Annotated in this window: 17 protein-coding genes and 1 pseudogene; 12 read left to right on the top strand and 6 right to left on the bottom strand. The window is 68.7% G+C overall.

The window, feature by feature from the left end; all coding sequences use genetic code 11:
* Window positions 1–262: 262 nt before the first annotated feature.
* The gene (locus tag ASG91_RS08910; RefSeq protein ID WP_056922259.1) at window positions 263–2,575 is read right to left on the bottom strand and encodes a glycoside hydrolase family 3 N-terminal domain-containing protein; all 2,313 of its coding nucleotides are present in this window, start codon (window positions 2,573–2,575) and stop codon (window positions 263–265) included.
* A 505-nt stretch (window positions 2,576–3,080) separates the two neighbouring features.
* Between ASG91_RS08910 and ASG91_RS08905 the strand changes: the two genes are divergently transcribed.
* Window positions 3,081–4,142 carry a LacI family DNA-binding transcriptional regulator gene (locus tag ASG91_RS08905; protein WP_056922258.1) on the top strand — a complete coding sequence of 354 codons (1,062 nt, stop codon included), beginning with the start codon at window positions 3,081–3,083 and terminating at the stop codon, window positions 4,140–4,142.
* Window positions 4,143–4,284: 142 nt separating this feature from the next.
* On the opposite strand, the gene ASG91_RS08900 is transcribed toward ASG91_RS08905, so the two are convergent.
* The gene (locus ASG91_RS08900; RefSeq protein WP_056922341.1) at window positions 4,285–5,220 is read right to left on the bottom strand and encodes an acyl-ACP desaturase; all 936 of its coding nucleotides are present in this window, start codon (window positions 5,218–5,220) and stop codon (window positions 4,285–4,287) included.
* Window positions 5,221–5,476: 256 nt separating this feature from the next.
* On the opposite strand from ASG91_RS08900, the gene ASG91_RS08895 reads away from it, so the two are divergent.
* The 3 genes from ASG91_RS08895 (at window position 5,477) to ASG91_RS08885 (ending at window position 8,071) form a co-directional block, all read left to right on the top strand.
* Window positions 5,477–6,145, top strand: coding sequence for a potassium channel family protein (locus tag ASG91_RS08895; protein ID WP_082594027.1), 669 nt, complete (start codon window positions 5,477–5,479; stop codon window positions 6,143–6,145).
* A 110-nt stretch (window positions 6,146–6,255) separates the two neighbouring features.
* Window positions 6,256–6,441: a hypothetical protein gene (locus ASG91_RS08890; protein ID WP_056922256.1), complete on the top strand. Its 186-nt coding sequence runs from the start codon at window positions 6,256–6,258 to the stop codon at window positions 6,439–6,441.
* Window positions 6,442–6,901: 460 nt separating this feature from the next.
* Window positions 6,902–8,071 carry a hypothetical protein gene (locus ASG91_RS08885; RefSeq protein ID WP_056922255.1) on the top strand — a complete coding sequence of 390 codons (1,170 nt, stop codon included), beginning with the start codon at window positions 6,902–6,904 and terminating at the stop codon, window positions 8,069–8,071.
* Here ASG91_RS08885 and ASG91_RS08880 read toward each other — a convergent pair.
* Window positions 8,068–12,435, bottom strand: a complete 4,368-nt coding sequence (locus tag ASG91_RS08880; protein WP_056922254.1) for a patatin-like protein — start codon at window positions 12,433–12,435, stop codon at window positions 8,068–8,070. The genes ASG91_RS08885 and ASG91_RS08880 overlap by 4 nt on opposite strands.
* A gap of 570 nt (window positions 12,436–13,005) precedes the next feature.
* On the opposite strand from ASG91_RS08880, the gene ASG91_RS21015 reads away from it, so the two are divergent.
* Window positions 13,006–13,830 carry a pentapeptide repeat-containing protein gene (locus tag ASG91_RS21015; protein WP_056922253.1) on the top strand — a complete coding sequence of 275 codons (825 nt, stop codon included), beginning with the start codon at window positions 13,006–13,008 and terminating at the stop codon, window positions 13,828–13,830.
* Between the two features lie 82 nt (window positions 13,831–13,912).
* A complete protein-coding gene (locus ASG91_RS08870; protein ID WP_056922252.1) occupies window positions 13,913–14,740 on the top strand; it encodes an alpha/beta fold hydrolase in 828 nt (275 codons plus the stop codon).
* 104 nt (window positions 14,741–14,844) lie between these two features.
* On the opposite strand, the gene ASG91_RS08865 is transcribed toward ASG91_RS08870, so the two are convergent.
* Together ASG91_RS08865 and ASG91_RS08860 are read right to left on the bottom strand one after the other, a co-directional pair.
* The gene (locus ASG91_RS08865; RefSeq protein WP_056922251.1) at window positions 14,845–15,309 is read right to left on the bottom strand and encodes a hypothetical protein; all 465 of its coding nucleotides are present in this window, start codon (window positions 15,307–15,309) and stop codon (window positions 14,845–14,847) included.
* A gap of 157 nt (window positions 15,310–15,466) precedes the next feature.
* Window positions 15,467–15,928 (bottom strand): hypothetical protein, encoded by a 462-nt coding sequence (locus tag ASG91_RS08860; RefSeq protein WP_157606236.1) that lies wholly within the window; start codon window positions 15,926–15,928, stop codon window positions 15,467–15,469.
* A 723-nt stretch (window positions 15,929–16,651) separates the two neighbouring features.
* On the opposite strand from ASG91_RS08860, the gene ASG91_RS08850 reads away from it, so the two are divergent.
* The 3 genes from ASG91_RS08850 (at window position 16,652) to ASG91_RS08840 (ending at window position 20,796) form a co-directional block, all read left to right on the top strand.
* Window positions 16,652–19,006 carry a glycoside hydrolase family 31 protein gene (locus ASG91_RS08850; protein ID WP_056922248.1) on the top strand — a complete coding sequence of 785 codons (2,355 nt, stop codon included), beginning with the start codon at window positions 16,652–16,654 and terminating at the stop codon, window positions 19,004–19,006.
* A gap of 8 nt (window positions 19,007–19,014) precedes the next feature.
* A complete protein-coding gene (locus tag ASG91_RS08845; RefSeq protein ID WP_056922247.1) occupies window positions 19,015–19,302 on the top strand; it encodes a DUF1905 domain-containing protein in 288 nt (95 codons plus the stop codon).
* A gap of 168 nt (window positions 19,303–19,470) precedes the next feature.
* The gene (locus ASG91_RS08840) at window positions 19,471–20,796 is read left to right on the top strand and encodes a D-alanyl-D-alanine carboxypeptidase/D-alanyl-D-alanine-endopeptidase (protein ID WP_056922246.1); all 1,326 of its coding nucleotides are present in this window, start codon (window positions 19,471–19,473) and stop codon (window positions 20,794–20,796) included.
* Here the strand turns inward: ASG91_RS08840 and ASG91_RS08835 are convergent.
* Entirely contained in the window at window positions 20,790–20,975 is a 186-nt protein-coding gene (locus ASG91_RS08835) for a hypothetical protein (protein WP_056922245.1), read from the bottom strand. The two genes, ASG91_RS08840 and ASG91_RS08835, sit on opposite strands and share 7 nt — an antisense overlap.
* 88 nt (window positions 20,976–21,063) lie before the next feature.
* Here ASG91_RS08835 and ASG91_RS08830 point away from each other — a divergent pair, with 88 nt between their 5' ends.
* The 3 genes and pseudogenes from ASG91_RS08830 (at window position 21,064) to ASG91_RS21440 (ending at window position 23,445) form a co-directional block, all read left to right on the top strand.
* Complete coding sequence (locus ASG91_RS08830) at window positions 21,064–21,546, top strand: MarR family winged helix-turn-helix transcriptional regulator (protein WP_056922244.1); 483 nt, start codon at window positions 21,064–21,066, stop codon at window positions 21,544–21,546.
* Between the two features lie 276 nt (window positions 21,547–21,822).
* A pseudogene (locus ASG91_RS21445) lies at window positions 21,823–23,011 on the top strand (DUF222 domain-containing protein); the annotation flags it as partial.
* A 212-nt stretch (window positions 23,012–23,223) separates the two neighbouring features.
* A complete protein-coding gene (locus ASG91_RS21440; RefSeq protein WP_056922241.1) occupies window positions 23,224–23,445 on the top strand; it encodes an HNH endonuclease signature motif containing protein in 222 nt (73 codons plus the stop codon).
* The last annotated feature ends 42 nt before the right edge of the window (window positions 23,446–23,487 follow it).

Below are 23,487 nucleotides of genomic sequence, written 5' to 3'. Positions count from 1 at the left end.
ACCTCGACGGTCGACTTTCCTGGCCCGGTTGCGGTCCCCGTAGAGGCGCCGCTGGGCGAGCCGGAGAGACACCCCGATGTCAGCAGTGCCACGGCGGCCGCTACGACCGTTGCCTTGGCTGCGTTTGATGCACGCATGAGCTTCCTTTCTTCAACATGGTTGGGTCGTGCGACCGATGCGGCCGGGCCGCAGCGGGGGAGTTGTGCCTTCGTGGGTTGGGGTGAGTCGCAACCCCACGGTGTTGTGGTGGTGTTCGCGGCGTTCAAGGGTCGGCCCTCGATGAGATGCGGAATCCCGCGCTCAGCTGCTTGTCTCGGCGTGAGCTGGGGCCGACGCGGAGTGTGAAATCACCCGGCTCGACCACGCGCCGGTTGGCGGCGGTGACCAGTGAGCACTGCGAGGCAGGAATGCTGATGTCGACGTCGACGCTTTCGCCGGGAGGGATCACGACCTGGGTGAAGGCCTTCAACTCCTGTTCGGCCCAGGTGACGCTGGTGGTCAGGTCGCTGACAAAGGCCTGCACCGTTTCCAAAGCCGGACGGGTCCCGCTGTTGGTGAGTCGCACCGTGGCATTGACACTGCCGTCAGCGCAGACGTCCGGGTGGTCCACGACGAGGTCGGAGTAGGTGATGGTGGTGTAGCTGAGCCCCTCGCCGAACATGAACAAGGGGTCTTGGGTGAGATCCGCGTACCGGCTCCCGTGCTGGCCTCGCACCTGGTTGTAGAAGACCGGTTGCTGTCCGACATGCCGCGCGAACGTGATTGGGAGTCGACCGCTGGGTTCGATGAGTCCGAGGAGGAGTTCGGCGATGGCGCGACCGCCGCGCATGCCCGGGTTGAACGCTTCGATGAGCGCTGCCGCGTTGAGGGCCGACTCCGGCAGGGTGCTCGGCTTGGACTGGATCAGGACGACGATCATCGGGGTGCCAGTGGCGGCAACCGCGTCCAGCAGCGCGATCTGGCCGCCTTGGAGGTCGAGGGTGGCCGTGGAGCGCCCCTCGCCTGTGAGGGCGATGGTGTCCCCCACCACGACGACGGCGTAGTCGGCGGCAGCGGCGGTGGCGGTGGCTTCCCGAAGTTGTGCCTGGTCGTCCGCCGCGGGGGTGAAGGCCGGTGCCTGCGGTTGGCCGTCGGGCCCGAGGGACCACTCATCGTGGGTGGCGGGGCATCCGATGTCGGCCCCGCGGGCGTGAGTGACGGTCCAGTCGGCAGGCGCGATGGCGCGAAGGCCGTCGAGCACCGTCTCCACCGACTCGCGCGGATGTCCGTCGGGCATCCACCGGACCTGGCCGCTGGCACCTGCCCAGTCGCCGAGCATGGCTTCGGGGCTGTCGGCGTTGGGCCCGATGACGGCGACTGTCCGCGATGGGACCCGGCCTGCGGTGCGGTTGGTTCCGTCCGCGGTCAGGCCGCCTTCGAGAGGCAGGACGCCGTCGTTGCGCAGCAGCACCAGAGAGCGACGAGCCGTGTCCAGGTTGAGAGCGGCGTGTTCGCGGCAGCCGATTTCCTTTGCCTGCCGCTCGGGGTCGGGGCCGCGGGGGTCCTCGAAGAGCCCAAGCTCGAACTTCTGCCGCAGGACCCGCCGTACTGCGTCATCGATCTGCTTCTCGTCGACCAGGCCGAGGGCGACAGCCTCCTGCGCGGCCTCGAAGAATGCTGGTGTCGCCATGATCAGGTCGTTCCCGGAGTTGACCGCGACTGCCGCCGCCTCGACCTGGTCGGCGCATATGCGCTGGTCGTAGACCATCCGGCCGACGTTGTCCCAGTCGGTCACCAATACGCCGGCGAAACCCCACTCGCGCTTGAGGACGTCGTCGAGCAGCCACTGATGCGCCGTGATCGGCACTCCGTCGATCGACTGGTACCCCAGCATGAACGTGCGGCAGCCGGCGCGGACTGCGCGCTCGAATGGAGGAAGAAACCAGGACCGGAGCTTGCGGGGGCTCAGGTCGGCCTCGCTCGCGTCGCGCCCGCCAAGGGTCTCGGAGTAGCCGGCGAAGTGCTTGGCGCAGGCCAGCACGGCGGTACGGTCGCCGAGGCCGTCGCCCTGATATCCGCGGACCATCGCTGCGCCGAGCTCGCCGATCAGGAACGGGTCCTCGCCGAAGGTTTCGTTGATCCGACCCCAGCGCAGGTCCCGAGCGATGCACAGCACCGGCGACAGGGTCCAGTGGGTGCCTGTGGACGAGATCTCGGTCGCGGCCGCGCGGGCGACACGCTGCAGCAACGAGGGATCCCAGGTGCAAGCCATGGCCAGCTGAGTTGGGAAGATTGTCGCGCCGGGCCAGAACGAATGGCCGTGGATACCGTCCTCGGCCGTGAGCAGCGGAATGCTGAGCCGCGTTCGTCGGCTCAGTTCCATGACCTCGGGCATTCGGGCCGGAGGCACGTGCAGCACCGACCCGGCCAGCTTGGTCGACACGATGTCCACGAGATCCTCGTGCTGAGCATCAAGCATCAACAACTGCCCGACCTTCTCCGCCAGGCTCATTCGGGGGAGCAGGTCGTCGACCCGCGCCCCCACGGGAGCTTCCGGATCCAGGTACATCGCAGAGCGGACCGACTGTCCCACCATGGTCTCCAAGTCATGAGTCGTCACAGGTCAGAGAGTTCTTTCTCGACCGGGGTCGTGTGTAAGTGCGATGCGCCAGACGGGTGCTGCCCTTGTCAGGGCATCCAGCTGCTCTCCGGTCGGAGTGAGTGCGCTCCGCGAACACCGTTCGCGTCCCCAATTGGGAGAAACGAGAGACGGCGAGCGCCACGTGGGGCTAGCCGTGGGCCAGGGTCACAGTCGCTTTTGGCTTGGGAACCCTGGCCGACCTGCTGATCGGCGTTCGAGAATCTATGCGCTTAAGTTCGACGCAAAGTTAAGCGCATAGATTCCCGCGTGGCAAGGGGGTCCCGACTCCTGTTTTCATCGCGCGCGTCCCTTGGGTGAGCGCGCTGGGACGTGGCCGCGCGCGCCGAGCGAGACGACGTCGTGAGGTCGTCTGCCCGTCCATCGGCGGAGATGCCCGGCTCGCACCCCCTGGAAGATCTGCCGGTCTATGCGCATATAGTGCGCATCAGGAGGTTGCCTGATGCGCAGGGGTCCCACTGTTTACGAGGTCGCCGAGCGAGCCGGCGTGTCGATCGCGACGGTGTCCTTCACTTTTCGGCGACCCGAAAAGGTGAAAGAAGCGACACGGCACCTGGTCCACGCGGCTGCCCGCGAACTGGGTTACATACCAAGCGGTAGCGCCCGGGGACTGGCCGGCGGTCGGACAGGTGCCTTGGGCTTGATCTCGCTGGATTACCGGCCCCACGCCGCCCCCGAAATCGCAGGCATTTCGGGTTCGGGGGATGCGAACGATGACTTCCGCTCGTTCCCGGTGTTCGTGGACGAGGTCCAACGGGGCGTCGAGCAGGAGTGCTGGCGCCGGGGGTATGCGGTGATGGTCGCCGGAGCCAATCCCTCCAACGCCGAAGCAGTTCTGACAGACATGGCCGGGCGGGTCGATGGCTTTGCATTGTTCTTTGCTGGAATGGCGGACGACGCAGAGGTCCGCCGCGTGGCTGAGCGCCTGCCAGTGGTGCTCCTCAGTGGACCAGGCGATGACGCGCTGAGCACGGTACGCGTGGACAACGCGGCTGGGATGCGGGCGCTGACCCAACACCTCGTGGAGACACACAACCTGCGCCACCTGCGCTTTGTCGGCCCTACCTACGACTCGGATCGGAGGGAACGCTACGACGCGTTTCGCGACACGCTACGCGCCGCCAAACTTCCCGTGCCGCGCAGGCCGCTGGCGGCAGCCGGCGACCATCGAGAGGCCATTTCGGACCTGATGAGGCGCAATGAACTCCCTGACGCCTTCATGTGTGTCAATGACGAAGTTGCCCTGGCGGTCATGGACACGTTGAGGGAACTCAAGATCGATGTCCCGGGACAGGTTGCGGTGACGGGCTTCGACGGGCTCGTTTCGGGGCGATTGATCAGCCCCCAGCTCACCACCGTTCGCCAGCCGATGGAGGCCATGGGCGCGACCGTGGTCCGGGTCCTCATCGACCGCATCGAACAGCCGGGGATCCCCGCAGTCTCGGAGTGCCTGCCCGTCCAGTTGATGGTGCGGCAGAGTTGCGGTTGCCAACCCAACTCGTAACGCGAGCAGCACAGTCGAGCTTCCTGTGACAGTGCAGGGGAGACCGAGGGTGGGCGACCATGGCGAAGCGACCCACCTCCGGGACTTCGGCGAGCTGCTAGAACGCCGTGACCGTGGTTTCTCTCAGGGCCCGACAGCGACGCTAGCCCCCTTGGCGGGCCGCCTGCTTCGCTGCGCGTTCCTCGCGGCGAGCGACGAACCGAGCGGCCTCCTCATCGAGGGAGGCGACGGCGGCCGCGAGCTCCTCCCGGGCCTTCTCGCCGTCGGCGTCGAGGCCCTCGAGGTCCCAGACGCCCCACTGGCGCAGCATCGGAGCCACGATGTCATCGTGGTGGATCCGCAGGTCGTAGATGCCGGCCATGGCCATCTGCACGGCCTTGCGGCCGAACCCCGGGATGATCGCGCCGGGCATCTGGAAGGTGACCACCTCGTCGGTGATCGCCCGCATCGTCTGGCTCGGCGTCAGCTCGAGCGCAGCCTGGACGAGGTTCCGGTAGAAGATCATGTGGAGGTTCTCGTCCTTGGCGACCCGTGTGAGCAGCTTCTCGGCGATCGGTTCCTCGGTGTAGCGGCCCGTGTTCCGGTGCGACACGCGGGTGGCCAGCTCCTGGAACGAGACATAGGCACAGACGTTGAGCAGTGGCTTGTCACCCGCGTCGTAACCCGTCTCCATCGTGTCCATGCGCGCCCGCTCCAGCTCGTCGGGGTCGACGCCGCGAGTGACGAGCAGGTAGTCACGGATGCAGAACGCGTGCCGCCCCTCTTCGGCGGTCCAGCGGTTGACCCAGGTCCCCCAGGCACTGTCCCGTCCGAAGGCCTGGTCGATCACCCGGTGGTAGCTCGGCAGGTTGTCCTCAGTGAGGAGGTTGACCTCCAGCGCCGTGCGCGCGATCGGCGAGAGCTGCGACTGGTCTGGCGACCACGCCTCGCCCCCCAGCTCGGAGAAGTCGCGGCCCAGCGACCACGGGACGTACTCGTGCGGCATCCAGTCCTGGGCGGCCGCGAGGTGACGGTTGAGGTTCTCCTCGACCGTCGGCTCGAGGGCGGCGAGCAACTGGGCGCTGTCGAGTGCGGCCATGGGATCCTCCTCGGTGACGAACGCGCGGGTCGCGCCCACCCCTGCCTACACCCTCAGAGCCCGCCGATCCACAGTTGTCGTCGTACCTGGCGTTGAGCGAGTCCGCGGGCATGCCAGCCGTACACGCCACAGTCACCTCGCCAGGACGGGCGCACGCGGCGAGGGGGCGCAGCCATTTCCCCCCGCGATTCCGCATGTCTTGGAGGCCGGGACAACCACCGGACAGGGAGTCGGTCGACCTCGTAGCCTCACGCGCATGACTGTCGAGCGCTGGGAACGCCGAGCCGAGGTCCCCCTACTGCTACTGGCCCTGGCCTTTCTTGTGGCCTATGCGTGGCCGGTGCTGGACCCCCGGATCGATCCGACGCTCAACAGGTTCCTGAGCTACGTCAGCTGGACCGTCTGGGCCGCCTTCGCACTCGACTTCGTGGTCCGCCTGGTCCTTGCGCGCAACCGTGCCGACTACGCCCTCCGCCACTGGTACGACGTCGCGCTGATCGCGCTTCCAGTTCTGCGGCCACTCCGACTGCTTCGCCTGCTCGCCTTCCTGCGCATCCTCAACAGGAGTGCGGCGGGCAACCTGGCCAATCGCGTGACTACCTACGTCATCGGCGCCGCCGTGATGGCAGTTGGCCTCGGGGCTGTGGCGGTACTCGACGCGGAGCAAGACGACCCAAAGGCCAACATCATCTCCATCGGTGATGCCTTGTGGTGGGCGGCCACCACGGTGACCACGGTGGGCTACGGGGACCGCTACCCCGTGACGACCACCGGCAGGATCATCTCCATCACCCTCATGGTGGTCGGAATCGCCCTCGTCGGAGCGATCACCGCCTCCATCGCCGCATGGTTCGTGACGAGTCTTGACCGCGAGCGACAAACGAGGTCCAACGAGCCCGAACGCGTCGCGGAGGGAGATCGCTGAACCGCTAGCAGGCGTGCTGACCCAGGAGCGGGAACCCCGGCCCCCTTCCGGATCTCGGGGCGTACGCTGAGCTGACAGGGACACGCGATCCCTCAGGGGAGGCTTGGCCCATGTTCGAAATCGTCTTGATGGGCGCCTTCGGACTCGGAGCGCTGGCGATCGCGTGGGTCATCGGCAAGGGCATCGTGAACCGGATCAGGGGCCGGACCAAGGACGACGACTGGCGCGACGACCTGAAGCCCGGCGACGGACCCAAGCTGACGCCCGGCAACTTCCCCGCGCCTCCTTGGGGCTAGCCAAGGCTCACCTCCGCGAACCGCCATCGCTGGCAGCCCGTCAGCAATGCCTCCACACCGTGACCTCGCGGGGATGTCTCGACCCGCGAGCCTCACGACCTTTGCTCCAGACCTGTGGCGCCGGGCGGAACTTGGACCATCGCCAGCACCGGCTTCGCGGTCTGCCAGTGGGGGATCCGGAACGAATCGGCCTACACAAGCCACACTTGCTCCGCATCCGGTCAGTGGGGACGTCAGGCCGCGGACTACGGCATTTCTCGCACGCCGGGTGGAACTTTTGCCTGTGGTGAGGCGAATTTGCCCGCGTCAGGCTGGGCGGCGAGCGGGGGCCTGTCTACGTCACCCAGCTCAAACGATCAAGGGGATGTCGGGGATGGACACACCAGCAGTTGGTCAGCGTAGCCGCGCGCGCTACTTCGTCTCAGCGCTCGCCGCCACAGCGATGACGTTGGGCGCATTGATGGGCACGGCAACCTACGCCGCCGCACAGAACCTCGTGAACGGCACACCCACAACGGCGATCCCGTTCTCGTCATTGCCGTTCACCGGATCCACTGACAGTTGGTACCAAGCCGACGAAGCCACCGACGCCGCGAGCCAACGCGTGGCTACCGCCTGCAACGCGGCGAGCCCGATCTACGGCCCCGCCTACTGGCGCTACGACGCAACGCAGGCAAGCACCTTCGTCGTGCACGCGGCCGAGTTCCAGGGGATCGCCAGCTACGAGCCGATTGGCCTGGCTGTCCTTGCAGGTGACGCCTCAACGGTCATCGAGTGCGGGACAGGGCAGGTCGACATCTCCAAGACCGGAGCCCTCTCCATCGCTGCGGGCGAATCCAGGTTGATCGTGGCCTACCTCCCCGCGGCTCAGGACAGCTTCTACGGGCCCCTCATCGGCGTATATCCCAGCAGCGGAGTGGTCCCGGCGAACGACGAGCCCGAGAACGCGACCGCCATCACGTCGCTCCCCTTCACCACCACGCAGGACACCACGCTCGCGACCACGAACTTCGGTGGCGTCGGGTGCTTCAACAAGTTCGGCAGGGGCCCGGAAGTGTGGTTCTCGTGGAACGCACCGCGCACCGACCTCGTTCAGTTCGGGGTCACCGCGAATTACGACGTGCACACTGCCGTCGCTCCCGTCGTGAACGGCGAGGTGGGTGAGTCGACCTGCGACGAGGTCATCAGCGCGCATGCGGGGACCCAATACCTCATCGCCATCTGGGGGACCTCCGACGACCTCCAGCAGACCGGGACCTTCAGCCTCAACGCGGCGTTCCTGCCACCGGTGCCGGCCCTGAGCCTCAACATCGACGCGGCCGGCACCGTCAACAAGAAGACCGGTGTGGTGAAGGTGAGCGGAACGCTGGGCTGCGCCGGGGGCACCGACGTGCCGTCGCTGCAGGGCACCGTGCGGCAGGTCTACAAGCGCGTGATCCAGTCCGCGCCCCTCTCCTTCACCGGGGTCACGGGGTGCGCGACGTCAAGCCGATGGATGGGCACGGCGACTTCGACCACTTACCTCTTCACTGGCGGCGTGGTCGACGTGACGGTGACTGCGACGGCCTGCAATCAGCGCGGATGTTCAACGGTTTCCGCGCAGAAGTCGGTGAAGCTCAAGGTCGCCTAGTCGCCGGCGTCGCCTCGGGTCCGTGCCGCCACCGCGGCGCGCTCTTGCTCGACGCGTTCGAGGAGCTTGGTGCCGCGTCGCTTGAGTGACGGACCGGGGTCGGTGATGCGCTTGGGCGGTGGATACCTGACCCACCAGCGGTAGGACCGGTCGCGGCGGAGGAGGTCCACGGCATACGACCTCGCGCCACTGATGGTGGCCCCGGTGTCCGCGACGCCGAAGTCGGCCGCGACCGCGACAAACGCGGGAGTGATCCTGGCGCGCTCGTACTCGAGCCGAGCCGCCGCGCGAATCGCCCACAACGGCAGGACGATCGGGACGACGACGGTCAGCAGGATCCCGGCCACGATCGCGAAGGCGCAGAGAGCCTGCGCCCAGGTCCGGGACTGCCACCCCCACGAGTCGCGGATCAGGGCGAGCGCGAGGGCGGTGTAGCCGATGCCGTAGAGCGCCGACCAGCCCACCTGGACCCCGACCGGGTGCGCCACCCGCCCGAACGCCCAGCTCACCGTGTCGGCGCTGCGGTCCTCGGCCAGCTGCTGCAACGCGAACGCGGTCACCCCCGCGATGACCACACCGCTCACGGACAGCAGGATGCCCACGACCAGGCACAGCGTCCAGTGGTCCTGGAGGGTCTCGAAGACGCGGTCCCACCCCGACGACGTGACCCAGATGGCGAGCCCGAACGGCGCTGCGACCAGGGCCAGTCGGATGAGGGCGAGGTCGAGGTAGCGCGACACTCCCCGGAGCCGCCACCAGATGCCTTGGGCGAGGTGCACCCACGTGTTCGAGCTCGGGTGCTCCGGGGGCAGCACACCCGCCCGGACCGCGAGGCCACCCAGCGCGGCATACGGGCTGCCCATCACCGCCGGGATCGACCCCAGCAGCATGAGCCCCAACGAGAGCACCACCGTGGCGATGACGACCGTGGCGCCCTGGATCGCGCCGCCGGCTTCCGTGGCGTCCTCCCTCGCCTGGGTGACCGCCTCGGCGACCAGCGGGACGAGCGGGGTCAGCAGCACGAGTCCGTGCAACACGGTGCCCGATCTCATTGCCCCGTAACTGAATCCGAGGATCAGCACCCCGAAGCCGATCGCCGTCGCCGGCCCCGACACCGCGGCGGGCAGTGCGCCGAAGAGGGACAGCACCACGAGGACGCCACCCAAGGCCAGCCCGAGCGTCGCCAGGGCACGGGCGACACCGCGACTCGTGAGCCCGACGACGCCCCAATAGACCACGAGCATGAGTCCCCGCAGGGTGCGGGTGAGCAGACGGAGCGCGCCGAGGCCGGAGCGCGGGGAGTCGAGCGTGGTCGCGGCGACGGCAGCAGCGGTGGTGACGGAGCGGATCAGCAGGTCGCTGCTCACCTCCGACGCCAACGTCTCGCGCCCGACACCCGCGCGGTCGAACGCCGCGAGGGTCTCGATCTTCTCCGCCTGCGTGAGCGGGCTCCCGTCGCGCACCTTGGTGGACACCCCGTCCAGGAAGGCCGCGTCAGCCTTGACGAGGAGCTGCCCGCGGGAGCGGGAGCTGGCACCGTCGACCTCGTCGCCACGGATCGCCCCGAGCAGGGCGGGCAGGTCCTCCGGCACCACGTCGAGGTGGATGGCCCACGCGAAAAGCGCTGCGAGAGAAGGCATCGAGGGCGGCAGGTCACCGGGCGGGGTGTCCGGGTTGAAGGTCAGGGTCAGCTCGGCGACCGCCTCCTCCCGGAGCTTGGTGAGTCTCGGGTCACTCGCGACGATCGCGGACCCCTCACCGAAGAGCGACACGACCAGGCCGTCGACCGTCTGCTGGGCGAGTGTGGCCGGTGGTCCGGTGACGAGGTACCCGGAGAGCTCGGCCGCGCGACGCACGCGTGACGGGTCCAGCACGGTGAGGCTCAGCACGGACGCTGCGTCGAGCCGGCCCCAGATCCAGTCGTTGAGGCGCCATGACCGTTTCAGGAAGCCACCGAACCGCAGGACCGCCATCCCACCGAGCTTGTCGTCGGCGGTGATCGAGTGTCGGGCGAAGGCGTTCGCGGTCTGTGCCGACAGCTGCACCAGGTCGACCGCGACGGTCGAGCCGTCCGTGGTCTCGTCGCCGAGCGCGGTGCTGGCGACCTCCAGCTGCAGCAGCCGGGTGAGCACCTGCTCGGCGTCAAGCGCCTTGGCGCCCCCCTTGCCGCCGCGCTCGGCCTCCGGCACCAGGAAGTCGTGCCAGGCGAGCAGCCCGTCGTCCGGGGTCATGCACCCGTCGGCGTCCGGCGACGCGGGGAGGTAGGGCACGATCCCCACGAGGCAGTCGACCACGGTCAGCACGTGGCTGCGGACCGCCCGGCCGACGTGACCGGGGTCCTCGCGGACCGAGGCCAGCCGCTTCTGGAGGCCGCGCAGCACCTCCGCCGCCCGCGCGTCGGCAGGGCCTTGCGCACCAGTCCGGGCGCGCACGATGGCGGCTTCCCGCGCGGCCAGGTCCTGGGCCTGCTGGTCGAGACCAGGCGGCTCGACGCCGAGCATCAGCACGGCGTAGCACCCGAGCCGGAACTCCCAGTAGGACTGGTTCGGCTCGAGGGTCACCAGCACCTCGTCGGTCTCCCAGTCGTCGTCGATCAGCCCGCGACAGTCGGTGAGGCGGACCGACTCCTCCGAGACCACCTGGAACGCGTTGGCCACCTTCTCGTACGCCGGACCGGGCTCCAGCACCCAGATCAGGCGGCGGATCAGGTCGATGCCGGCTTCGGCGATCCGTTCGGCCCCGCTGTTGCCCCAGGCCCAGCCCGGCCCGCGGTCGGGGTGGGCGGCGTCGGGCACGTGTTCCGGCACATACGGCATACCGATGTTGCCTGGGTCGTCCAGCGCCCGCTGTGCGTTCTGCGCCGCCTGCCGCACCCGTTCGTAGCTCCACGCCGACACCTCGGCACTGGCCAGGTCGATGTTGGCCGCCCTCGCGTCGAGCAACCGCCGGGCCAGGTCACGAGCGGCCCGCCACTTGCGCAGCCTCCGATAGTGCGGGAACAGCGAGCCCGCGAGCGACTCCACCGTCTGCCGCCCTGCAGGCCCATGGACCTCGTCGGGCGGGTTCGCTTGCGCCGCACCACCTTTCGTCGCCTCATGCGCTCCTTGGTATGCCGCGTCTGCGCCTTCGGCTGCCGCGTCGCCTTGGCGACCGGTGCCGCTCTGCGCCTCCGCGATGGTGAGCAGGATGTCGGTGCGGGTGCCTCGTCGCCCGGCAGCGGCGCGGTTGTGCTGCTCGATCTCCTCGACGAACGTCCGGCCCCCCTGCGCGGACAGGGACGACAGCACCCCGGTCAGCGTCTCGCGAAGGGTTGGCGGCGCATCGAGGGCGTCAGCCGGGTCCTCCCCCGGCATCGGCGCGTGGGGGTAGACCAGCAGCATGACCCGCCGGACCGGACGATCGGCGGGCATCGCCTGGATCGCCCTCAGCGCGTAGTGCGTCGGGGTGTTGGCCAGGAGGCCGCCGTCGACGGCGAACCGGGACCGGTCGCGGCTGTGCCGGACCTCCCCCCACGACGCGACGACCGACTCCAGGTCGGGACGCACCTTCTGGTCGTCGGCTGAGCGCGCTGAGACCCGGGTCGCCGGCTGGCCCTTCTGGGCGGGCTTTCGACCCTCGCCCACCGGCACGAAGGTCGGCTCGAAGGCCACCGGGAAGCTGGCGGAGGCGCGGGCCGCCAGCGCGAGCTCCGCCGCGGTCGCGCGGATCCGGTCCGGGGAGAACGGGTCGGGCAGCGGCTTGTCGGTGCCCGGATCACGCTCCGGGGAGGGCCATCGGCTCCAACGCAGCCGACCCGCGTGCAGGGCCTGCGGCAACGGCTGGCCGAGGGCGTCGGTGGTGACCAGCTGGTTGCCCTGGAGCACGGTGGTGGCCATCGTCAGGTCGATCGGCGCCTGCGCCGCTGTCGTCGTCTTGAGTGGCCAGGCAAGGGCACCGAGGGCCTTGCTCAGCTCGGGCAGGAAGTACTCGTCGCCTCGCATCAGCGAGGACGGAGAGCCCACGAACGGCGTCCGGAGCAACGTCTCCAGCTGGCCCTGCTCGATCCACAGGTCGCGCAGCGTCGCGATCCGGGCGGCCTGGTTCACCTGCGCCAAGGCGAGCGCAGCGCCGTTGATTCCGCCAGCCGACGTGCCGGCGATGACGTCGACCCGGGCGACGCAGCCAGCCAGTCGCAGCATCAGGGCATAGGGACTGTCCGGCTTGTCAGGATCGGCCTTGGCGAGCCGGTCCAGCTCGGTGACCGTGCCGCCCATCCACACCGCGAGGCTGACCCCACCGTTCAGCACCACGCCGAACCGGACCTCCTCGCGAGGGACGTCCTTCAAGTCGGCATGGCCTGCCAGCCCGGAAACGTCGTTCGTCATCGTGACTCCTTCGAGCCGTGCTGCTGAACTTCGATTCGCTCGTGAGGGCCGCGGAGCAAGGCAGACTCAGCTGTGGGCTTGTGAACGCCCTCATCACCCACCGGTCGACGCGGGAACCGCCGTCCACCTACGAGCCATTGTGTGGCGCAGTGAACCTCGAAGGTTCGTCCATTTGCATGAGTCGTTGTGCAACTGCGAGCGTTCTACTGAATGTTGTTGTCTGCAGGCCGAGGGTGGATCTGATGGGCAAAGAGACTCGCGACGGTGACCGCGACTTTCCCCCGATCCGGCCAACCCCGAATCACTTTGAAGAGTCCGGAGCGGACTCTGACGAGGCGGCCGAAGGGGCTGAACACCCTGACGGCGAGCAGGCCGAAGGAGTGGAGGAAAGCTGATGGACATCCTCGCTTTGTCATTGACTGATGAGAAGCCAATCCGGCCTACGCCAAGGCCGCTCAACCCGAAGCCACGGCCCATACCCGATCCACCGCCCGAGGTTGCTCGGTCGAACTAGCTCGAGCACTGAGGGGGTTACCGGTGCCGACTGAGGCGTCAGATGAGCGCTCTCGGGTGCTCGAACAGGCAAACGCGCTCCTCTCGAGCTCGTCCAAGTGGCTCATCGCGGCGCTGGGAGCAATCGGCGCCGTCCTGGTCGCGGGGAGCCAGCTGTCCAGCCTCGGCAGCCTGCCGCTGGGGCCGAGGTTCACCGCCGCACTGGTCGGACTCGCCCTGGGTCTGGTCGGCGTCATCTGGGCGATCTGGCGGGTGCTCGACGTGCTCGCTCCGCGGCGGTACACGATCAGCGAGCTGTCCGCGGAATGGGTCCGTTCCGGGGCCGTGGCGGACGAGGGCGTCAGGGGGTGGTGGAAGCGATACCGCCATCCGGTCCCCGACTGGTTCGCCCGAAACTCGGAGCACCTTGCTGGACAGGACTCTCCCAAGGAGCTCCTCAAACACTGGAAGAAGAGCGAGGAGAAACGCAGGCCCGATCGTCAGGCCGCCCTGGAGGCCATCAACAACATGGTCGCACTGGCGACGTACACGCGGGCTCGCGTCGCGTTCGCCCGGATGAAGCCTGCCCTGGCGCTGGCGATGCTCCTGGCCGCGGCCGGCATCAGCGTTTTTGCCTGGGCTGCCAACCCTCCTGAGAAGTCTCCCGCCACCCTGCGCAACGCGGACCTGTCGGGCGCCGACCTGACGGGGGTGTCGCTGGCGGGCGCCGACCTCACGGGGACGAACCTGACAGGCGCCAACCTGAAGGGCGCCGTGATGAAGGACGCGATCCTGAAGGACGTCACCTGGTCCAACACGACGTGCCCGGATGGCACCAACAGCGAGGACACCGCCTCAGCCAGCGGCAAGGACGGCTCCTGCGAAGGACACCTCGTGCCATAGCTCGCATGGCGGCTCTAACGTTGCTACCAGTCCACCGTCCTGCGGCTCGTTGCGCGGCGCAAGAAATCCCGAGGTGGTCGCCATGGCACCCGTCCTCAAGTCTGTTCGGCTCCCCACCGGGGTGACGCTTCCGTATGCGGAACAGGGGGATCCGGCGGGCGTGCCCATGCTGTTCCTGCACGCGATCGCAGACTCGTGGCACAGCTTCGAACGCGTCCTGGCCCATCTGCCCGACTCCATCCACGCCTTCGTGCCAACGCAGCGGGGCCACGGCGACGCGACCCGCCCAGCAACCGGCTATCGGCCTGCGGATTTCGCGGCGGACATGCTCGCGTTCCTAGATGCCGTTGCCGTCGAGGCAGCGGTCTTCGCGGGCGGCTCCAGCGGGGGTTTCATCGGCCGCAGACTGGCGATTGACCACCCTGAGCGAACGCTGGGGCTGGTGCTGTTGGGCTCCCCAGCAACCCTGCAGGGCAAGCCGGATCTTCTCGAGCTGTGGCACTCGACACTGGCCACGCTGACAGATCCCATCGATCCCCAGCTCGTCCGCGATTTCGCGCAGAGCTGCCTTGCCCAACCGGTCCCGGCCCCGTTCTTCGAGACCATCGTTCAGGAGAACCTCAAACCCCCGGCGCGGGTGTGGACAGCGACCTTCAAGGGACTCCTGGAGGACAACTCCTTCCGGGAGCTTCACCACATCAACGCTCCGACGCTGGTCGTCTGGGGGGACCAGGACGCAATCCTTCCCCGGAGCGACCAGGAGTCAATGACGGCCGCAATCCCCAACTCACGACTCCTGGTCTACCCCGGGGCGGGACACGCCTTCTACTGGGAGAGCCCAGAGCGCGTGGCCGGCGACCTCGCCGCCCACGTCGCGGATCTCGGCAGCCCACGAGCGCAGTCGGACTGACGCGAAGCGCCACAGCGCCGACGTTCGAACTGGGGCGCCGACTCTCTCCTCGTGGCCGCTCTCGCTACGGGCTCTGCTCTGTCCATGCGCGAGAGCGGTGCCGCCTACGACACGGGGTGCGCCGCGCGCGTCGGCAGCAAGCGGCGAGCGCCGGCAGCGGCGAGGGAGCCAAGGAGGAGCAGTAAGCCGAGCTGGATCCCCCTGAACACCAGGGCGATGACGAAGTTGACGGGCATGGGGAAGATGGGGTCGCCGCCCTCGGGCACCCAGTGGGTGAGCACGAACTGGGTGACTGTCAGCACGAACGCGCCGTAGAGCGCGCACCGCACGATGCTCGCCGCACGTCTCGTCCAGCCAATGGCGAACCCCAACACGACGGTGGCAACCACCATGGCGGCCGCGAGCTGGGCGACCAGGTCGTAGTCAGACGCGGACGGCTCCGGAGCATTGAGGAACAACGGCATCTGCGTGGCGACCAGCGCCACAAGCCACAGGATCAGTGCGACGAGCAGGGATCTGCTCCAGGGCTGCGGCAAGACCCGACGGATCACTCTCGGAAACGACGGCATGACATCTCCTTTGGGTATCCGCCTCCTGCAACGGGTTACCCCTGACTGTCCTCCCTCTCTCCATGCACGTCACCAGCCGCGGGGCCAGAGTGGGTCGTCACGGGGTCTACGGCCGTGGCCCACAGGACGACTCAAGCCCGCCCGAGCGCCTGCTCCTTCAGCTGTGGCAGCGGGTTTGCGGGTCGGCGGCGACGACTACCGTGTCGCCCACGACGTTGACTGTGTACGTCGTCGTGCACGTCGAGTGCCCGTCGCTCAGTGTGGTCCTGTGGGTCTCGAAGGAGCGACCCGCGGAGTCGACGCTGGCGAATTGCTGGGTGACGTACTGCTCCGTAGTGGTGCTCTCCTGCAAACCGGGGGCCACCACGTCCTTGATCGTGATCGTGTTGGTGACCGCCTGCGTGATCAGGAACGAGCCGCTCGGCAGCGCCCGAAAGTTGCCCACGAGATGCACTTGCTGGCAGATGGTCGCCCACCCCTCCTGCTCGTAGCACGTGTCGAGGCGGAACTGGATCGCGCCGCCTGTGACTGTCGCGCCACCGCCAGCAGCTTGCGCGGCTACCGGTAGACCCAACGTCAGGAGCACGCACGCAACCACGACAGCGATGATTCGTCGCATCATCAACCTCCAAGCACTCACTCGCCCGGAGTCAAGCAGGCTTGACCGCAGTCAAGAAACCATCACCAGACGTAGTCCCGAAGGACGAAGTGATCCTTGGGTGGCTGCTCTACCGTTTCGGGCAACCCACCGTCCTGCGGCTTGTGGGGAGTCGCACGAATGCCCTGTCATGGGGAGGAGGCCGTCATGAGAGCGACGGCACGCGGACTCTTGAGCACTCTCGTAGGGGTCGCTCTCAGTGTCTGGGTTGCGTTACCTGCATCCGCCGCGGTTGCGATCGTGGATGTGGGACAAGCAACCACCAACGGATATGCCGCGTCGGTCCCTGTCACGTACGTGTGCGACCCCGGTGAAGTGGTCACGGTCACGTTGGGCGTCCGCCAGAAGCACGTGCAGGGCACGACATTCCAAGGCGGCCCTGACTGCACCGGCGAGCCCCTCACGACCTCCCCCGGCACCCGAGGCGCGGGGCTGCCACGTTCGCAGCTGATCGCCTTCAACAGCGGGCCGGCGACGATCACCGTGACGGTAGAGACGTACGCTTTCGAGGCAGCTATCGGCAGTTATGTCCTCACTGGTTCCGACACAGTCGTCGAGGACCAGCTGCTGGAACGTGAGGGACCGCCCAGAGGGTGAACGGGACACGCCTGTTGCGGGTGGTGGCGGCGTCGATAGCGTGAGACGCGCACGCTACCCCACCCTCGATGGCGAAGGACGGCTCCCGTGGCCTCACGACTCACGGTCCCCGGCAACCCGGTCGCGAACCCCGACTCGGTCGTGCAAGGCGAGCACTGGCGGATCACCGTCCTCACCCCCGGCCTGGTGCGCCTCGAGTGGTCTGACGAGGGCACTTTCGAGGACCGCGCCAGCACGTTCGCGGTCAACCGCGCGCTGCCCACCCCCGACGTCGAGGTGCACCGGGACGGCGCGCGGGTCGAGCTCACGACCGACTTCCTCCACCTGGCCTATGACGGCTTGCCCTTCAGCGCCAGTGGGCTCGTGGTCACTGGCATCGCGGCGACGCCAGATGAGCACACCGTGCAGTGGCGGTTCGGCGAGCCGGCCGACGGGCTCGGCGGCACGGCGCGCACGCTCGACGACATCGACGGGGCGGTGCCGCTTGGCCCGGGAGTGGTGTCGCGCAACGGGATCGCGGTCATCGACGACTCCGAGTCGTTCCTCATCGAGGACGGCGCAGCCGCACCTCGGAAGCAAGGCGCCACCGACCTCTACGTCTTCGCGCGTGGCCACGACTACCGCGCCGCCGTCGCCGACCTCTACGCGGTGTCGGGCGATGTGCCGATGCTCCCCCGGTGGGCGCTGGGCAACTGGTGGAGCCGCTACCACCCCTACTCCGCGGCGGAGTACCTCGAGGTGATGGACGCGTTCGAGAAGGAGCAGGTGCCGCTGTCGGTCGCGGTGATCGACATGGACTGGCACTGGGTCGACATCGAGCCGCGGTTCGGCAAGGGATGGACTGGCTACTCGTGGAACAAGGACCTCTTCCCGGACCCGCCCGCCTTCCTCGCCGAACTGCACCGTCGCGGCCTCGCCGTGACGCTCAACGTGCACCCGGCCGACGGCGTCCGCGCGTTCGAGGACGCCTACCCGCAGGTCGCCGAGGACATGGGTGTCGACCCGGCCACCGAGCGAGCGATCCCGTTCGACCCCACCGACGCCCGCTTCATGGAGTCGTACTTCACCCGGCTCCACCACCCGCTCGAGGACGAGGGCGTCGACTTCTGGTGGCTGGACTGGCAGCAGGGCTCGTTCAGCCGCACGCCCGGTGTGGATCCGTTGTGGCTGTTGAACATCGAGCACTTCAACGACTCCGCGCGCCGCGGCCAGCTGCCGCTGACCTTCTCCCGGTATGCCGGTCCGGGCAGCCACCGCTACCCCGTCGGCTTCTCCGGCGACACCCACATCACCTGGGACTCCCTCGACTTCCAGCCTTACTTCACCGCGAGCGCCTCGAACATCGGCTACGGCTGGTGGAGCCACGACATCGGCGGCCACTGGTACGGCAGCCGCGACGACGACCTCACCGTGCGCTGGGTGCAGCTCGGCGTCTTCTCGCCGATCATGCGACTGCACTCGTCGCTGCATCCCTTCATCCGCAAGGAGCCGTGGAACTTCCCGGCCGAGCCGCGCGCCACCATCGACACCTTCCTGCGACTGCGCCACCGGCTGATCCCCTACCTGCACACCATGAACGCCCGGGCGGCACGCGACGCGGCACCGCTGGTGGAGCCGATGTACTGGGGCGACCCCGGCGCCGACGAGTCGTACGACGTGCCGACGCAGTTCCGGTTCGGGACCGAGCTCGTCGTCGCCCCTATCACCACCCCGCAGCAGCGCACCCTGGGACTCGGCAGCGTGCAGGCCTGGCTGCCCGAGGGCGACTGGACCGACCTCTTCACCGGCACGCGCTACCGCGGCGGGCGCCAGCTCCGGCTGCACCGCCCGATGGAGACGCTGCCGGTCCTGCTCCGGGCCGGCGGCATCCTCCCCCTGGCCGGTGGCGAGGACCAGAACGTCGGCACCGAGCTCCCCGATCGGCTCGAGCTGGTGGTCGCACCCGGAGCGGATGGTCGTTTCGAGCTCGTGGAGGACGACGGCAGCGCCGACGCCCGCACCGCCGTCACGACGATCACCTGGGACGACACCAGTGGGACGCTCACGGTGGCGCCCGCCACCGGGGACACGGACGTGCTGCCCGCTTCGCGCGACTGGTCCGTGGTGCTGCTCGGTGCCAACGCCGTTGCGACACAAGGCGACACGAGCGTCGATGCCGAGTCGACCAGTGTCGGCACGCGGTACAGCCTGGGCGCCGTAGACACCACTGCGGGCGTCACCGTCACGCTGGGCGAGGTCGAGCCGTTCGACTGGAGCCGGACCGTCGAGCAGCTGCGGCAAGTCCTCGACCGGGCGCGGATGGACCACAACCTCAAGCGCACCGCCTTCGACCTCGTCAAGGAAGCTGACGGGCCGACGGACGCAGCCGCCCGGCTCCGCGGGCTCGAGCTCGACCACGAGGTCGAGTCAGCGCTGCTCGAGCTGGCCCTGGCCCACTACTGAGCTACGTCATGGAGCTGGAGTTCACCGGAGAGATCTGGCACTGGAAGGGTCCGTCACCGTTCCACTTCGTCACCGTGCCCGAGGAGCTCTGCGACGCGCTCGACGCGACGGCCGGGCTGGTCAGCTACGGCTGGGGGATGATCCCGGTGCGCGTCAGCATCGGCGGCACCGACTGGACGACGTCGTTGTGGCCCAAGGACGGTCGCTACATCGTGCCGCTCAAGGCCGCGGTGCGACGAGCCGAGGGGCTCGAGGTCGGCGCCACGACCACGATCCAGCTCTTCGTCGACGTCTGAGCCAGCCGCGCCGGAGCCTCGCAAGCCAACCTCGGGTGAACGGCCAGAAACGCTGTGAAAATCGGTCGAAAGCCCCCACGACCACGGGGGTGGGGGTACCTTCGCCACACCCCCGACGCCACACCCGCCTCAGCCTCCCCAGCCGCGGCACACCCCCAAGGACTCGGCATGACCACACGCGCGCGTTCCCTCCTGACCTCCTCCGCCGTCGTCGCAGCCCTGGCCGCCACCGCGCTGGTCGCGCCGACCGCCACGGCCTCCCCCGCCGCCACGGCCACCACCACGACGGTCACCACCACGGCGGCCGCTGTAAGCGCACCGACGCTCGTCACGGCATACGAGCCGTCCGCTGCCGACGCCCGCATCGTCAGCAAGCTGACCGCCCGGGCGACCACGGCGCGGTTCGGGACGCAGTTCAGCGGCGCGGTCATGGACGCGCGCACCGGCAAGCTGCTGTGGAGCAAGAACGGCAACACCGCGCTCAAGCCGGCGTCGACGATCAAGTTCGTCGCGGCCACGAACGCGCTGCGCCGCTTCGGCCCCACCTACCGCTTCACCACCACCGTCCGTCGCGGCACCCAGGCCGACCAGGTGGTCCTGATCGGCTCCGGCGACCCCGCGCTCTCGTCGACGCAGCTGGTGTCGCTGGCCAAGCAGACCGCGTACGCCATGAAGGCCAACGGCCAGCTGCGCGTGCGCCTGTATGCCGATGACACCCTCTTCGCCGCGCCGAGCCTCGCGACGGGCTGGCCCTCGACCTACATCCCCGACGAGACCACGTGGCTGCGCGCGCTCGTCGTCGACCAGCGCCAGGTCAGTGACACCACCATCGACGCGGCCAAGATCTTCGCGGCGAAGCTCAAGACCTACGGGATCACCGTCGCCAGCGTCACTCGTGGCACCGCGTCGACCGCCAACCCGGTCCTCGCGACCTCCGCGGGGCAGACGGTCGACCAGATCGTCACGCGGATGATGATGGAGTCGGACAACGAGCACGCCGAGGCGTTGCACCGGCTCGTCGGCGTGCGTTCCGGCGCCGGCAAGACGTGGTCAGCTGCCAGCTCCGCCGCCAAGAAGGGCCTGACCTACGAAGGCCTTGCCGCGACGGCGATCTACGACGGGTCGGGGTTGTCGCGCAGCGACCGACTGACCAGCATCCAGCTCGCGAAGATGGTCAAGAACACGTTCGAGCCGGCCAACCGGGTGCCGTTCCGGATCCTGCGGTCCAGCCCGGGGCTGCCGCAGGCCGGCATGACCGGCACGCTGAGGGCGTCCTACGACCGGTTCACCGCGAGCACGTCGAAGTGCGCCGCCGGCAAGGTCTACGCGAAGACCGGCACGCTGAGGGACGCGGTGGCGCTGGCCGGCTGGACGATCGGCAAGGACGGGCGCATCAAGGCGTTCGCGTTCATCATCAACGGCAACCCGACCTCGACGACGGTCATGCGACAGAACATCGACATGCTCGCCGCCACGGTCAACGGCTGCTACTGACCCGTCTCGCGGGCCAGCCTGGCCGCTGCGACCCTGGCTGCGCGCTGCCGCTCGAGCCGGCGGTGCGGGTCCTCGGCGTCACCGAGCTGCGCGGGGCCGTACAGGTGCATACCGATCCACTTGACCCGGTAGCCGAGTCGGTATCCCCACGACAGTCCTTCGCGATCAGCCTTGCTCATCTGCTCTCCCTTGGTCTGCGTCCGTATTACTTAGTGGGCTAACTATCGCTGCACTAACGATAGCCCCGGTCGGGCTAGACTCGAAATCGTGACTGCATCGACGAAGAGTGCTCGCCGCCCGTCGCCCGCTGACGGGACCGACCTCCTCCAGCTCGACCGCCAGGTCTGCTTCGCCCTGGCGGTCGCGTCGCGCAACGTGATCGCGCTCTACCGGCCGCTGCTCGAGCCGATGGGGCTGACCCATCCGCAGTACCTCGTCATGCTCGCCCTCTGGGAGGACTCACCCTTGCGGGTCAGCGAGCTGGCTACCCGACTCAGCCTGGAGCCGGCCACCCTCTCGCCGCTGCTCAAGCGGCTGGAAGCAAGCGGCATGGTCACCCGTGGACGCGACCCGCTCGACGACCGCGCCCTGGCCGTCTCCCTGACGCGCAAGGGAGCCGCGGCGCGCAAGCGTGCCGAACGCATCCCGCCCGCGATCATCGACCGCCTCGGCATGGAGCTCTCCGAGCTCGAAGCCATGCGCGACGGCCTCACCCGCCTCATCGAGGCGGCCGCACCCTCCTCATCCTGACCACGCGGCATCCCCAGGCCTGGGCGCTGAGCCGCCCTCGAGGCTCAGACCGCGCCGGTGCCACCGTCGACGTCGCCACCGATGCCCGGCGTGACCTTGAACGAGCCGGGCCTCATGTCGCCGTACTCGTCGGCCCGTCGCTCGTCGCGGGTGCGCTTGACTCCCCCTCATCCGTTGGGTTGATCGTCCGCCATGCGAGGGTGTGGGTCAACGAGTGCGCAGAAATGACCACCTTCATGGGTTGACGTTCGAACGTATGTTCGAATATGATGAGGCATGGCCATCGCACCCATCAACCCGGCGCCGCCCCTGGCGGCCGCCGATGCGGTGCGTCAGGTGCACACCGTGCTCGACCGCTGTGCTCCCGTTGACGACCTCGATGGGTATGCCGCGTCGCGCCTCCTCGGCGATGTCCAGCGGGCCAGGACCCGGCTGGAGGCGATGGAGCTCTCGCTCGTCGCCACGGTCGACAAGTCACCCGTCGCCGCCGACGCCGGGATGACCGGCACCGCGGCGTGGCTGGCCGCCCGGTCCCGACGGGATGGCGCGTCCGCCGCACGGGAGGTCTCGCTGGCGACCGCCCTCGACGACGGGCTGACGGCCACCAAGGCGGCGTTGGGCGAGGGCGAGGTGACCACCGAGCACGCCAGGGTGATCGCGACCGCCACCCAGCAGCTGCCTGCTGGACTGGCCGAAGTCGAACGAGCTGCGATCGAGGAGTCGCTCGTGGCGGTGGCCAAGCGGGTCGACCCGGCGGCGTTGCGGCGCAAGGCCCGACGAGCCCTGGAGGCGGCGCAGCGGTCCCGGGCCGAGGTCGACGCCCACGAGGACGCGGTGCTGCGCGGCGAGGAGGAGCCGACGAGCCCTGGAGGCGGCGCAGCGGTCCCGGGCCGAGGTCGACGCCCACGAGGACGCGGTGCTGCGCGGCGAGGAGGAGCACGCCCTCGCCGCGACCAGGCTGACCCTGCACGACAACCACGACGGCACCACCGCCGGACATTTCACCGTGCCCACCCTCGCCGCCACCATCCTCAAGAAGGTCGTGCAGCAGATGGCGTCGCCGCGCCGGTTCGCCCAGCAGGCGGCCCGGGACGCCAAGGCGCGAGCGGCGTCGCACGGCTCCGCGTTGACCGCCGGCCAGGTCGCCGAGGCGACCTGGGACGCGTTCCGCGCCGAGGACCTCGACTGGTCCCAGAAGTACGGGCGGGCCTTCGTCGAGCTCCTCGAGCACCTGCCCACCGACCACCTCTCCGGCAAGGTCAACGCCACCGTCCTGGTCACGCTCGACCACGACCAGCTCAAGGCCTCGCTCGGCGCGGCCCACCTCGACACCGGCCACGACCTCTCCACCTCCGAAGCGCGCCGACTGGCCTGCGGGGCCGGCCTGCTGCCGGCCGTCCTCGACGGCCAGTCCCAGCTGCTCGACCTCGGCCGCACCCAACGCTTCTTCACCGAAGCCCAACGGNCTGGCCTGCGGGGCCGGCCTGCTGCCGGCCGTCCTCGACGGCCAGTCCCAGCTGCTCGACCTCGGCCGCACCCAACGCTTCTTCACCGAAGCCCAACGGGTCGCCCTGTCGATGACCTACGACTCCTGCGCCGCCGACGACTGCGACCGCCCCTACGCCTGGACCGAACACCACCACCACGACCCCTGGGCCACCGGCGGNCGCCCTGTCGATGACCTACGACTCCTGCGCCGCCGACGACTGCGACCGCCCCTACGCCTGGACCGAACACCACCACCACGACCCCTGGGCCACCGGCGGTGCGACCGACCTCGACAACGCGGTCCCGCTCTGCGGGTTCCACCACCGCCGGATGCACCACCCCGGTTTCCACCACCAGATCACCCGAGACCCCGGCGGCCGCAAACGAGTCACCATCCACCGGCGGACATAGCCGGAGCCTGCCCTCACGCGAGATCCGCTTGCCGCCGACACC

The sequence above is a fragment of the Phycicoccus sp. Soil802 genome, from assembly GCF_001429605.1.
Classification (GTDB): Bacteria; Actinomycetota; Actinomycetes; order Actinomycetales; family Dermatophilaceae; genus Pedococcus.
The sequence above is the reverse complement of the archived record's forward strand: the minus strand, read 5'-3'. Positions and strand labels throughout refer to the sequence as shown.